The sequence below is a fragment of the Billgrantia antri genome (genome assembly GCF_019430905.1).
GTDB classification, from domain to species: Bacteria; Pseudomonadota; Gammaproteobacteria; order Pseudomonadales; family Halomonadaceae; genus Halomonas; species Halomonas antri.
Map to the genome: position 1 here is coordinate 304,222 of NZ_JAHYCA010000006.1, position 13,188 is coordinate 317,409.

General features: G+C 62.3%; 11 protein-coding genes. 3 read left to right on the plus strand and 8 right to left on the minus strand.

Annotated features, from left to right (window positions below):
• Position 1: 1 nt before the first annotated feature.
• The 8 genes from KPL81_RS16750 to typA form a co-directional block, all read right to left on the minus strand.
• Positions 2-265, minus strand: a complete 264-nt coding sequence (locus KPL81_RS16750; protein WP_219793148.1) for a PAAR domain-containing protein — start codon at positions 263-265, stop codon at positions 2-4.
• On the minus strand, positions 262-1,185 hold the full coding sequence (locus KPL81_RS16755; RefSeq protein WP_240549338.1) for a hypothetical protein: 924 nt from the start codon (positions 1,183-1,185) through the stop codon (positions 262-264). Before KPL81_RS16755 ends, KPL81_RS16750 begins: the two co-directional genes overlap by 4 nt.
• Complete coding sequence (locus KPL81_RS16760; protein ID WP_219793149.1) at positions 1,182-1,445, minus strand: PAAR domain-containing protein; 264 nt, start codon at positions 1,443-1,445, stop codon at positions 1,182-1,184. The genes KPL81_RS16755 and KPL81_RS16760 overlap by 4 nt, the downstream gene beginning before the upstream one ends.
• Positions 1,442-2,473 (minus strand): hypothetical protein, encoded by a 1,032-nt coding sequence (locus tag KPL81_RS16765; RefSeq protein ID WP_219793150.1) that lies wholly within the window; start codon positions 2,471-2,473, stop codon positions 1,442-1,444. The genes KPL81_RS16760 and KPL81_RS16765 overlap by 4 nt, the downstream gene beginning before the upstream one ends.
• Complete coding sequence (locus KPL81_RS16770; protein ID WP_219793151.1) at positions 2,458-4,326, minus strand: hypothetical protein; 1,869 nt, start codon at positions 4,324-4,326, stop codon at positions 2,458-2,460. Before KPL81_RS16770 ends, KPL81_RS16765 begins: the two co-directional genes overlap by 16 nt.
• Before the next feature lie 19 nt (positions 4,327-4,345).
• A complete protein-coding gene (locus tag KPL81_RS16775) occupies positions 4,346-5,719 on the minus strand; it encodes a DUF4123 domain-containing protein (protein ID WP_219793152.1) in 1,374 nt (457 codons plus the stop codon).
• A gap of 3 nt (positions 5,720-5,722) precedes the next feature.
• Positions 5,723-7,693 (minus strand): type VI secretion system Vgr family protein, encoded by a 1,971-nt coding sequence (locus KPL81_RS16780; protein WP_219793153.1) that lies wholly within the window; start codon positions 7,691-7,693, stop codon positions 5,723-5,725.
• A gap of 259 nt (positions 7,694-7,952) precedes the next feature.
• Positions 7,953-9,800, minus strand: a complete 1,848-nt coding sequence (typA, locus tag KPL81_RS16785; protein WP_209475698.1) for a translational GTPase TypA — start codon at positions 9,798-9,800, stop codon at positions 7,953-7,955.
• A 335-nt stretch (positions 9,801-10,135) separates the two neighbouring features.
• Between typA and KPL81_RS16790 the strand changes: the two genes are divergently transcribed.
• The 3 genes from KPL81_RS16790 to KPL81_RS16800 all read left to right on the plus strand — a co-directional run bounded on the left by KPL81_RS16790 (position 10,136) and on the right by KPL81_RS16800 (position 13,135).
• Positions 10,136-10,675, plus strand: a complete 540-nt coding sequence (locus tag KPL81_RS16790) for a glycosyltransferase family protein (protein ID WP_219793154.1) — start codon at positions 10,136-10,138, stop codon at positions 10,673-10,675.
• Positions 10,676-11,024: 349 nt separating this feature from the next.
• Complete coding sequence (gene glnA / locus KPL81_RS16795) at positions 11,025-12,431, plus strand: glutamate--ammonia ligase (RefSeq protein ID WP_209475702.1); 1,407 nt, start codon at positions 11,025-11,027, stop codon at positions 12,429-12,431.
• A gap of 164 nt (positions 12,432-12,595) precedes the next feature.
• Positions 12,596-13,135, plus strand: coding sequence for a DUF4124 domain-containing protein (locus KPL81_RS16800; RefSeq protein ID WP_219793155.1), 540 nt, complete (start codon positions 12,596-12,598; stop codon positions 13,133-13,135).
• Positions 13,136-13,188: the final 53 nt, after the last annotated feature.

The following is a 13,188-nucleotide window of genomic DNA, read 5'->3' on the forward strand; positions in this document are numbered from 1 at the left end:
GCTATGGCTGAACCTTTGCCTTGCCCGAGGCGGTGATGATTTCACCGCCATGGTCCGTCTTGCAGCCGAGGTAGGCGGTGGGCTGCCCATCGGTGGTGGAGCTGCTCGCCCCTTCAATGATGGTGGCGCCGCAGCCGGTCTTGTCTCCTACCCGGGCCACGGGCTGGCCCTCTACCTCAGAGGGCGAGCCCGAGACGATTTCCGTCACGCCGTGGCCAGGGATAGGGCAGCGATGCAGATCGCCCTTGCGTGCGACGGGTTTCATCGACAAATTTCCCATAGGCCATCGCGACGAATAAAGTAAGGCCTAATAAACGAGGCGCCGTGCTCGGTCCCAACGTGGCTAAACACAAGGGGAACACTAACTCCCTGTGTCGTTAGCCAGGCTACACGATTGTCCGCCGCCAGATTTAACGTCATGGGCTCCTCAGGGAAGTCGTCTAGCTGGTAAACATCCGGGTTATCGAAAAACATGGTGTAGCTGAACCTATTCCTCACGTAAGCTTCCGGGGTGCCGGTGGCTTGAGCGAGTTCTTTTGTCCTGGTCGATGCGGCCGCTAACAGGGCATCGTTATCGCCCGCGGCAAACAGCCTATGTAGCCGGCGGTAGGCCTGGGTCAGGCTATCGCGGGTGGCTTCGTTGTCGCGCAGGACTTCGCCCTCTTCCCAGCACCAGGTAGGCATCGGCTGGCGGTTGTTTAAGGGAATAGTTAATTTAAAGTAGTCCTTATCCCAGCGAATTTCGCCTTCCCGCGGCTGCACGGGGGCGACCAAATCTCTTGAGACGATCTCGGGCTTGGCGTCTTCCACGCCGGGCCTCATCACCACTTCAAACGCGGTGCTGGCGTCGGTGTTGGGGTTTTGGCCGGGTCGCCAATACTCCATGGAGAGGCGAATTTCATGCTGAATGTCAAATGGCTCAGTAGACGGTACTGGCCAAGCGTAAAACTGTATGGCATTGCGGCCGTTACGGACATACTGCGTGACTGGCAACATCGTATTCTGCTCGCTTGGAACGCCTTTGAAATCGAGCATAATATCTTGCATGTCCAATGATGACGCTAAACCATTTACGCTCCAACGAATGCCTAACTGATATTCTATTTCCTGTGCCGCTGCCGGTCCTTGCCACACGATGGCGGCCAGGACGGCAACGATCAGAAGTCTTGGCAGCCTTGACCTCATGGCTGAACCTTGGCCTTGCTGGAGGCGGTGATGATTTCACCGCCGTGGTCCGTTTTGCAGCCAAGATAAGCCGTGGGCCTGCCATCGGTGGTGGAGCTGCTCGCCCCTTCGATAATGGTGGCGCCGCAGCCGGTCTTGTCGCCCATCCGGGCCACGGGCTGGCCCTCTACCTCAGAGGGCGAGTCCGAGACGATTTCCGTCACGCCGTGGCCAGGGATAGGGCAGCGATGCAGATCGCCCTTGCGTGCGACGGGTTTCATATATTTGTCGCCACATCCGCGACGCGCCACTCACCATTGCGGGTCTTGTAGAAGACCACCGGAAAGCTGGCGAAACGCTCGCTACCGGCCGGAGGATGCTCCCAGAGTATGGGATTGGGCCGGATCCGCACTAGGCGACCATCGGCAAGGAATTCCACCTGATCGTTCTGTGGGTTCTCGCCCCAATATAGAGGCTGAAGAACCGCACCATCCGGTCGGATTCGTTCAAATTTTTCCAGTCCTTGACTAGCGTTATCGACAAAATCACGGGCAGAGTTTCTCTCCGTCAGCATATACGCCGTGCGCTCCCAGACCGGCTCCACCTCCTGAAAGATCGCTTCTGTATCATTTCTTGAAATCAAGCCATGAATATGGCGGTAGGCATCGCGAAGCTCGCGCCGCAGCGCGGGGGAGTCTTCCAGTGCGACGGCTTCCCGCTCCCAGTGAAAGGCCGGGATGGGATCGTCGACGGTAAAAGTGATATCCAGACGGTAGCCATCAATCGTCTGACCACCACCAAAGATGATGTTATCGAACTCGGAGAGCTGCATGCGCCCATTGCTACGCAGGTGCGGCTGCTCAAGCAAGCGTTCCTCACCGCCGGCAGTATGCTCGAGGTGCTCGAACTTGCCTTCTGCCTCGTTATAGCGAATACGAATGGGGCGGATGCGCTCCTGTGCCTGCGTCGTCCACTGATAACGTTCGATCGCGATATCGATTGACACGCCGTCGTGCAGAGCATAGAGATACTCCCCAGTATCCGGGTCCTGCCCGGTGATTGGGGAGAAGAGAAGAGAAAGGGTATTTCTTCCCGGACGCAGGTTCAAACCAATGTTTGGTGAATAATCTGCATAGGGCACATCGATATTATCGCGCACAAATATGTCGTTGACACGCAAGGACCAAGCGGCCCCCTGAGTATGAACATGAGCATAATATAAATATTCTGAATTATTAGCCATTGCTGATCCTTGCCAGACGATCATGGTCAGAAACGTAACACTCAACAGTCTCAATAAGCTTGCCATTCGATTACCTCGGGGCTCCATATGGGGTAGTCTCTGCCGCTTGCGGGAGCATCCGGCCGCTCCTGCGCCATCCTCTCTGCCGCCGTTTGCGATGAGGCGATATGTCTCCCTACTTGTTCGAAGAGATCCCCCGCTTGCATCTCTGCGCTACGCTCTCCGCCGACATTGAATCCTGTTTGCCTGACGTTGTCGTTATTATCATTATTTTCCCATTGAACTTCCGCGTAACCTGTAAGCGTCAGCACAACGCCTTCGAACTCATAGCGACGCTGCCGCTCACCTTCGTGCATACGCATGGCCCAGATCCAGGCGGTATGCAGTGAGCCGCTGGCTCCAGCCTTGGCACTGAATACCCATACCTCTGTGGATACTTGAATGGCAATTTCGGCCGTACCGTTGATCTTGAGCTCACCGCCAAACTGCTGCTGAATACCGGCATAGGCCGCTTCCAGGTTGCCATTGGCCGGAATCGTAATGCTCGCGCCGCTATCGATCGTATGCCGCAGGCTGCCCGTGGCGGCCACTTCAAGATCCGCCTGCAATTTCGCCTTAACATGTTCCCCCGCTGCCATACGTGCCCGGGCCTCCTGAATGGCGCGGGCGCCGGGGCCGCTAAAGCCATAGGCCAGGGCATCGATGAAGTCGAGCTTGCCCGATACCCCGATGCTGAGCGTCGATTCAAGGCTGGAGATGGCAAGTAGCAGGTCAGGAGACCCCGTGACGGCGGTCAGCTCGAAGCCCTTGGGCTCGAAGGTCAACGACTTGCTGAGCTGAATACCGGAGGCGTACTGGGTACGATCCAGCTCCTGTCGCTGCCTATTGCCCACGGAAACATAGTGATCCATCCTCTCGATGATACTGGCCATGGTACCGACGAGCCCCGGAGCTTCCTTGCCGCTATCAATAGCTTGGCCGGTGTTGGCGGAGCCACCGGCGCTTCCTTCGGCCGTCAACTCGTCGGCTCCATACTGCCCGGTAAGCGTTCCCTTGGCCTCCGCGGAGGCGGAAACTCCTGCCGTGGTGAAGCTGATGCGGGTGGCCAGTTCCAGCTTTCCATCCAGCTTGGCGTAGGGTAGCGGAATGACACGGCACTGGGCGCCCATCGAGACATCCGAAATGCACTGGTAGGGCATGAAGCTGGCCCCCTGTCTTCCTTTGACAGCCGAAGCAATGGCTAGCACGGCATCCATGGCAAATAGCGCATACAGCACATTCTCTGGTACGTAGTTTCGCAGTGCCAGGCTAACATTGAGCATTTGCTCGTAGCCTGTGGCCACTTCCACCTGCTTCTCTTCGATTCGGCTACGTCCATCGGTCAGTCCCATTGTCTCCATTCTGGGTCGGTCGTAATGTCCGACCTGGCAGCGCTGCCCTTCCCATTCGACTTGCACCTTGGAGCATAAATGCCTGCCTTCCACCTCCTTGGCGACGACCAGGAGTGTCGTGGCCGCGATATCTTGCTCGTCCGACTCGTCCATTACTGGGGGCCAGGTAATCTTGCGAGTGCTATCGGTGCTGTCGGATACGCTTCCCGAAATTAGACAGCAGGGCTCGTTGGATTGACATTCGACGCAGATGGCTGCGAAGTCCGGGTCGAGAACGACATCATCACCCGGTTCCGGTGGAATGAGACTGGCAGTAAGAGCCTGGCCACCGTTGCCGCCCAACTCGACCCATCGGTTGGCCCAGGTGCTCATGATGGTACCCTCCAGGCCGCTCGCTCCGTTATCGCTCCTGCGCTGGAAGGCCTTATCGATTTCGCCCCCCAACATGCGACGTTCCTGCTCGGAGAAACGTTCTCCATCCGAGGCAAGGATATAAGCGAGATCTTCTGCGGTGGGTGTGTAGCTCATTCCGATTTTCCTCTGCCTGCTAGGGCGACTCGACCCAGGCGCCAGGTTGCACGCGGGTTTGTGCTTGCTGCTTCAGGAAGTCACGCCGAATACGGCCACGCGGAATCCACTCTTCCATGAGCTTGCGCTTCTGCCATGCGAGCATGCTGGGGTGGTTTAGGATGCCCTTGGCATCCTGGTATTCGTGGAGGAAATCGTGGCCGAACTCCAGCATGCACTTGGCCAACGTCGCCACCTGTTTCGCCGAGGTCATTGCATAGCGCTGACCCAGTTTTTCTGCTGCCTCGACCGCTGCGAGGAGGTCTGCCAGCGGCGTTGTGTCGTAGGATTCCATGAGCTCCCTGGCCAGTTTGCGCTGGGCCCGGGTCTTCTGCAGCGCGCCGAAGCGGGCGAACTCGGTTGGATCGATGGCGAAGCTGCGGCCGGGAGTGACGGGGTTGGCTTCGCCGTGGCGCTCGGTGTCGCTGTCGTTCAGCGCCAGCCGCAGCAGCCGTCCCTGCAACTCTTCGGGCGTGGTGGCGAAGTGGGGTACATCGCTGAGGTTGGCCATGTCGGGGACGTTCATCAGCGGGGAGATGCCCACGATGAGCGTTTCCAGCGGGGCCATGAAGGCGGACAGTTTCCAGGGGGCGAGCGCCTGGGCCATGTCCAGCGCCACGCGCGGGTCGTAGAAGCGGAAGTAGACCGATGCCTGGTCGTTGACCGGGGTCCACAGCATGGTGTACTTGCGCAGGTGGCTGCGTAGCTGCTTCAAGGTGGCATGGGATTGCAGCAGGATGCCCCAGTGCTGGTCGTGAGGCAGGCTTTCCAGCCAGTGGCGGATCTCGCTGTCGGGTTCGAGCCGTACCAGCCAGGGCGCGATGGCGCGGGTGGCGGTATCGGTGGTGGCGTAGAGGCAGGCGCTCTGAACGTCGGCGCCGGCAAGCCGCTGCATGACGTCGCGGCAGTTGACGCCGTCGATCACCGCCCACAGCGGCGCCGAGGTGAGGGCGGTGGAAGTGAAGAGGTCCGACCAGGTGACCTCGTCGTAATGCACTGGCGGCGCCGGCGGGCCGGGCTCTTCGATTGGCGCTGTCGCTTCCGGCAGCAACGGGAGCATCTCGCCCAGGGCCACCGGGGTGCGGAGCGAGGTCGCGTCCGCCAGGTCGAGCAGCATTTTCGACATGCCTTCGCGGCGGAAACGCTGCAGCAGGGTCTGCACCGCGTCGAGGCGTACCAGAGTGAGGCCTTCAGCGTCGAGCGTAGCGTGCAGGTGGGCGCGCATGTCCGTTTCCGATTCGGCCCTTACCACCACGGTGACGACGGCGTCGTCGGTGTCCGCTTGCCAGTGCCTCGCCGTGGGCGCAGCGGCGCGCAGGTGGCAGCGCCCGGTCCAGTAGTCATGTGACGACACGGCTCACTCCGCCAGCGGGCAGTGGGAGACGAAGGGGCTGCCTTCGCCGGCGGCGGCTTCCAGCACGGCGGGAATGGGTGGCAACGCGGCCGATCCGGGCGAGGCCGAGCCGACGTTGAGCTGCGGCGTGACGTCGACGCGCCCGCCCGAGACGACCAGTGCCGCGCCGCCCGAGACGAGGGTGATCTTGGATGCATCTAGGACGATCTCGCCATCGGCCTTGAGGGTGATGTCGCCGCCGGCGTGGGTCTGGAAGCTGCTGCCGACGCGTAGCCCGCGCTCGCCGTCGATCTTCTCGCTGAGGTTGGCGACGACCGTGACCTCGCGGTTGCCCTCGATCGTCTCGATGCGGTCGTTGGCCACGACGAGATGGGAGTCGTGGCCGATGGTGGCGGTGTCGTCGTACTCCACGCGCTTCTGTCGCGAGTTCTCGACGTGCACGTCGAGGTTCTTCTGTGCGTGCAGGTAGATGAATTCCTCGCCGGCCTGATCCTCGAAGGTCAGCTCGTTGTAGCCTTCGCCCTGGTGGGTCTGGGTCTTGATCGTGGTACGGGTCTTGTGGGCGGGCAGCAGGTTCGGCGGCCGATTGACCGCGTGGTAGGTGCGTCCGGTGATCAATGGCTGATCGGGGTCGCCTTCGAGGAAGCTGACTACCACCTCGTGGCCGATCCGTGGAATCGCGATACTGCCGTAGCCGCCGCCGGCCCAGCCCTGGCTGACGCGAATCCAGGCGCTGGCGGTTTCATCGGGTGCGGCGTCGCGGTCCCAGGGGAACTGCACCTTGACCCGACCGTGCTCGTCACAGTAGATCTCCTCGCCCGCCGGTCCCACCACGAAGGCGATCTGCGGGCCGTCGACCCGCGGTTTGGGGTTGGGCCTGGGGCGCCAGGCGACGTCCCCGGGGGTCAACACCAGCTCGTTGTGGTACTTGGTCATGCCGCCCGCGTCGTCGGCCACCCCCGGCTCACCGTTCAGGACGATACCGTCCTCCTCCAGGGCCTGGGGTTGTTGGCCGTGGTGGGTGACCGCGACCAGCTGCCAGTCGCGGTTGAGACTTTCGGCATCGTGGTCGGTGAGCACGAAGCGCGAGCCGGGGGCGAATTCGGGCAAGTCGCTCTGGGCCTCGGCGGTGAGCGCTTCATGGCGCAGCGATTCGAGGCGCACGCGGGTGAAGGGCTGGCCGGAGGCGTCCTGCTTGTAGCGGCCGGGGTAGTCGTAGTGCTCGTAGCCGCGTTCGGCGCCGTCCTCGGCGACATGCTCGTGCTGCTGCGCGTAGGCGGGCCGCTTGAAAGAGTAGTCCTTGAGCATCACCGAGTCGGGCGCGACCCGGGCGAGCTGGCGCAGCTGGCGTACGTGGCGGCCGGGGGCGGTGCCGCCGGCACGGCTGTGGTAGGTGCGCGGCCCAAGATCGGTGAGGACCTGGGGGGCGTCGGCGAACACCAGGCGATGGCCGCCCTCGTCGAACTCGTGGAAGTAGCACAGCCCCTCTTCGGCGGCCAGGCGCTCGATGAAGGCTAGGTCGGTCTCGCGGTACTGCACGCAGAACTCGCGAACTTCCGGCTCGCGGGTCACGGAAAAGGCGATATCGCGCAGGCCGCGCTCCTGGCACAGGGTCTCGATGATGGCCAGCGGCGAGACCTGCTGGAAGATGCGCGAGTTCTGGCGCAGCGAGAGGCGCCACAGGGCGGGGCGCAGCACCAGCGAATAGACGGTACGACGGTGGCCGCGATCGCCACGGCCGAACTCGCTGATGATGCCATGCACCCGACGCAGCGCCTCGCCGTCCTGCCAGATCGTGAGACAGGCCTCGCGGTCGAGCAGTTCGCCGGGGTCCAGGTCGCCGTGACGACTGGCCAGGTTGACGGTCAGCTTGAAGGGCTTGGAGAGCCGTTCGCGGTGGGTGAAATCCACCACTGCGACGTCGCCGCCTCCGGGCAGGGACAGGGTGAACTGCAGTCCGGTCAGGCTGGCCATGACGTCTCCTTACGTCCATGTTTCCGGGCGCTGACGGCACGCCCGACGCTGCATTAGCGGTTTCTTGGCGAAGAAGAGGGTAGCGCCTCGTCTCGAACAAATCTGTCGTTTTTCTCTGATGGGCTTGTCAGCCATGGCTGACAAGAAGGGTGAGACATTGGCCATTGTCGGAGTCATCAGCGCTCGAACCGCTGGGCGGTAGAGACAAAAAAACCGGCGCCAGAAGTCTGGCGCCGGTTCTTGTGACCGCCGGGGCGGCTTACTTCTTGTTGCGCTTGCGCTCGTGCTCCTTGAGGAACTTCTTGCGCAGGCGGATGTGGTTGGGGGTGATCTCCACCAGCTCGTCGTCGTCGAGGAACTCGATGGCCTGCTCCAGCGAGAACTTCACCGGCGGGGTCAACACGATGTTCTCGTCGTTGCCCGAGGCGCGCATGTTGTCGAGCTTCTTGCCCTTGGTGGGGTTCACCACCAGGTCGTTGGCGCGGTTGTGGATACCCACCAGCATGCCTTCGTAGACCTCGGTACCGTGGTCGATGATCAGCTTGCCGCGCTCCTGCAGGGCGTACAGCGCGTAGGCCAGCGCCTTGCCGTCGACCATCGACACCAGCACGCCGTTACGGCGCTCGATGGCGGCGTCGGGCTTGAGCGGGCCATAGTGGTCGAAGCGGCTGGTGAGGATGCCGGTGCCCGAGGTCAGGGTCAGGAACTGGCCGCGGAAGCCGATCAGCCCGCGTGCGGGGATGATGAAGTCGAGGCGCACGCGGCCCTTGCCGTCGGGGTTCATGTTGGTCAGCTCGCCCTTGCGGTAGCCGAGCTCCTCCATGATGGCGCCCTGGTGCTGCTCCTCGCAGTCGATGATGACCTCTTCGTACGGCTCCTGCTTGATGCCGTCGATCTCCTTGATGATCACCTCGGGGCGACCCACCGCCAGCTCGAAGCCTTCACGGCGCATGGTCTCGATCAGCACCGAGAGGTGCAGCTCGCCGCGGCCGGAGACCTTGAACTTCTCCGGGCTCTCGCCCTGCTCGACACGCAGCGCCACGTTGTGGATCAGTTCCTGGTCGAGGCGGTCCTTGATGTTGCGGCTGGTGACGTACTTGCCGTCGCGGCCGGCGAACGGCGAGTCGTTGACCTGGAAGGTCATGGAGACGGTGGGCTCGTCCACCGACAGCGGCGGCAGCGCCTCGACGGCGGCCGGGTCGCACAGGGTGTCGGAGATGGAGAGCTCGTCGATGCCAGTGATGCAGACGATGTCGCCGGCGGTGGCGAGCTCGGTCTGCACGCGCTCCAGCCCCAGGTGGGTCATCACCTGGCCGACCTTGCCCTTGCGGGTCTTGCCGTCGGTGCCGATCACCGCGATCTGCTGGTTGGGCTTGACCGAGCCGCGCTTGATGCGACCCAGGCCGATGACGCCCACGTAGCTGGAGTAGTCCAGCGCCGAGATCTGCATCTGGAACGGGCCGTCGAGCTCAACGGCCGGCGGCTCGACGATGTCGACGATGGCTTGGAACATGGGCGACATGTCCTCGGCCAGCGCCTCCGGATCCATGCCGGCGATGCCGTTGAGCGCCGAGCAGTAGACGATCGGGAAGTCGAGCTGCTCGTCGGTGGCACCGAGGTTGTCGAACAGGTCGAAGATCTGGTCGATGACCCAGTCGGGACGAGCGCCGGGGCGGTCGATCTTGTTGACCACCACGATCGGCTTGAGGCCTTGGGCGAAGGCCTTCTGGGTAACGAAACGGGTCTGCGGCATGGGGCCGTCGACGGCGTCGACCAGCAGCAGTACCGAGTCGACCATCGACATCACGCGCTCCACCTCGCCGCCGAAGTCGGCGTGTCCGGGGGTGTCGACGATGTTGATGTGAAAGTCGCGGCCGTTGCCATCCTGCCAGCGGATCGCGGTGTTCTTGGCCAGGATGGTGATGCCGCGCTCCTTCTCCTGGTCGTTGGAGTCCATGATGCGCTCCTGACCCTCGGCCTTGCGGTCCAGCGTGCCGGACTGGCTCAAGAGCTTGTCGACCAGCGTGGTCTTGCCATGGTCGACGTGAGCGATGATGGCAATATTGCGCAAACTCTCGATGCGAGAGGGGGTTACAGCTGTGTTCATAAGGTGTGACTCATCAACAGGGGCGCACCTATGTACACATCGAAAAGGACGTACCCTAGGCGCGGGGTAGGGAGTGGAGGCGCATTGTACAGGTAAGCGGGGAAGGGGAATAGCTCTACCGCATCATCAGGTGTTTCTCAGTCCCGGGCGTGGCGGTCTCCATCATTCCTGGGCGGCTCGCACCATGTTCCCCTCCCGGTGACTCGGGCAGGAATGGGGCAGCCGGGTGCGACGAAATTCAGCAAGGGAACTTTTTCGATACTTTTCTAAACTTATCTACACAGTTCGTAACGCAATTGGCTGTCGGGCGCCTTATCTGCCTCGGTGGAGCTGACATGACCCTTGCCAGTGTCATTTTCGATGCACGCGCTGCGGGAGCCAAGCTACCGCGCAGCCTGGTTCTCTTCGAGCAGGCCGCCCGGCATTGGCAAGGAGGGTATGAGCTGCTGCTGGTGGATGACACCGGGGACCGCCGGCTGCCGGACTTGGCCCAGCGCTACCAGGCGATTCTGATATCGTGCGGCTCCGCCAGCCTGGGCAGCCGGTTCAACGCCGCGGTCGCTGCCAGCCGCGGCAACGTGCTGCTCTTTCCCGGGCTGGGAGATCGTCGTGCCGCCAACTGGCTTAGCCAGCGGTTGATCGATCTCGAACTCGCCAACGGCTGGGATGCGGCAGTCCTGCCGGTGCGGCGTCACAGCTGGCTGCGCTGGTGGTGGCTGCTCCAGCGGCCTTCTCCGCTGGATACCTTCTGGGTGGCACGCGAATGGTTCGAGCGTATCGGCGGCTTCGACCCGCAGTTGGGCAGCGATGCGTTGCCCGATCTGCTCGAGCGCCTGCGGGCCTGCCAGGCCCGCGTGTCGATCGATATCGTGTAACGCGCAGTCCTTTCATGCACTGTTACGGTGCGTCCAGGCGCTACTTGCACCATCATGACGCCTTTTTTCCCTCCTAACGGCCCGCCGAGGTCTCCGTCGAGCACGCTTGGTGCAGTGAGATAAAGCGAGGTGCAAAGTATTTCATTTTGAAAACAATGAGTTATTTTTATGATGAGCTTGGATGGTGCAAGTTTGGCACGCCTCCTGCATTTGTCGATACAGCTCTCCATGCTTGTGCATGGCGAACGTGGGCAGCCAGCCCACAGCGTGTTACAACAGGCGCTGCGACGCACCAGCGCCAGTGGACTTCAGCCAAACGAATCGAGCCACAGCTCAACGGAGGACACAAATGTCAGCCAAGACTCTCGCCCTGATCGAAGAACATGATGTGAAGTGGGTCGACCTGCGTTTCACCGACACACGGGGCAAGGAACAGCACGTCACCATTCCGGCCCGTGACGTCGATGAGGAATTCTTCGAGAACGGCCAGATGTTCGATGGCTCCTCCATCTCCGGCTGGAAGGGCATCAACGAGTCCGACATGATCCTGCGCCCCGAAGACGGTACCGCCTTCCTCGACCCGTTCACCGAGGACGCCACGCTGGTGCTGCGTTGCGACATCATCGAGCCGGCTACCATGCAGGGCTACGAGCGCGACCCGCGCTCCATCGCCAAGCGCGCCGAGGCCTACCTGCAGTCCACCGGCCTGGGCGACACCGCCTTCTTCGGCCCCGAGCCCGAGTTCTTCATCTTCGACGAAGTGCACTGGAAGGCCGATATCGAAGGTGCCATGTACAAGATCACCTCCGAGGAAGGTGCCTGGGCCACCGATCGCCAGCTCGAGGGCGGCAACCTGGCGCACCGTCCGCGGGTCAAGGGCGGCTACTTCCCGGTGCCCCCGGTCGACAGCTTCCATGACATTCGCGGCGCCATGTGCAACACCCTGGAAGCCATCGGCCAGACCGTCGAGGTGCATCACCATGAGGTGGCCAACGCCGGCCAGAACGAGATCGGCGTCAAGTTCAACACCCTGGTGAAGAAGGCCGACGAAGTCCAGGAGCTGAAGTACGTCATTCACAACGTGGCCCATGCCTACGGCAAGACCGCGACCTTCATGCCCAAGCCGCTGGTCGGCGACAACGGCAGCGGCATGCACGTGCACCAGTCGTTCTGGAAAGATGGACAGAACCAGTTCGCGGGCGATCAGTATGCCGGCCTCTCCGAAATGGCCCTGTACTATATCGGCGGCATCATCAAGCACGCGCGTGCGCTGAACGCCTTCGCCAACGCCTCGACCAACTCCTACAAGCGTCTGGTGCCGGGCTTCGAGGCGCCGGTAATGCTGGCCTACAGTGCTCGCAACCGCTCGGCCTCCATCCGCATTCCGTATACCGCGAGCCCCAAGGGCAAGCGCGTCGAGCTTCGCTTCCCGGACCCGACCGCCAACCCCTACCTGTGCTTCGCCGCGATGCTGATGGCCGGTATCGACGGCATCAAGAACAAGATTCACCCCGGCGATGCCATGGACAAGAACCTCTATGACCTGCCGCCGGAAGAGGGCAAGAAAGTGCCGACCGTGGCCCACAGCCTGGATCAGGCGCTGGAAGCCCTGGACAAGGATCGTGCCTTCCTCACCGAGGGCGGCGTGTTCACCGACGACATGATCGATGCTTACATCGAGCTGAAGATGGAAGACGTCGAGCGTATCCGCATGACCACGCATCCGATCGAGTTCGACATGTACTACAGCTGCTAAGCAGCTGCATCCGGTGGCCTGCCACCGGTTTGCCACCAGGGGCTCCGCATCGCGGGGCCCTTTTTTGTCGTACACTGGGATGCGAAACGTTCGCGGGGGAAACACGTTCACTGGCACCGGACGACCGTCAGCGAAGAGCGGGTCGCCGTCAAGGGAGAGTCCTCATGGGCAAGGCGATCGTGCTGTTTCTGCTGGGCTTGGCACTGGCTCAGGCTGCACTGGCCACGACGATCTATCGCACCACCGATGCGCAGGGCAACGTGATCTTCACCGACGATCCCGGTCGTGGCGGCGAGCCGGTCGAGCTGGCGCCGCTGACCGTGATACCGGGCATCGAGGCAGGGCAGGCGGCACCGCCGCGCGTCGATGGCGTAGCTCCACGCATGGGGGAGCCGCCTGGCCAGCCCTTCATGCCCTACGACACCTTTCGTATCCGCTCGCCGCAGCATGGGGCGGATCTCCCCGCGAGCTATGCCGGCAACCTGCAAGTGGAGCTGGCCATCGAGCCCGAGCTGCGTCCCGACCACAGCGTTCGACTGCTGGTCGACGGCCGGGTGAGTCAGACCCCCATGCATACCCATGCCTTCATGCTGGCCAATCTCGACCGTGGGCAATACGTGCTGCAGGCAGAGCTGCTCGACGCCCAGGGGCAGGTGCGCCATCGTAGCGCGCCGGTCACGCTGTACGTACAGCGTGCCGACTGACGCGGTTTTCACCTTTCGGCTCCCCTCATGTCGTTGGCTGCACCATGAGAGCA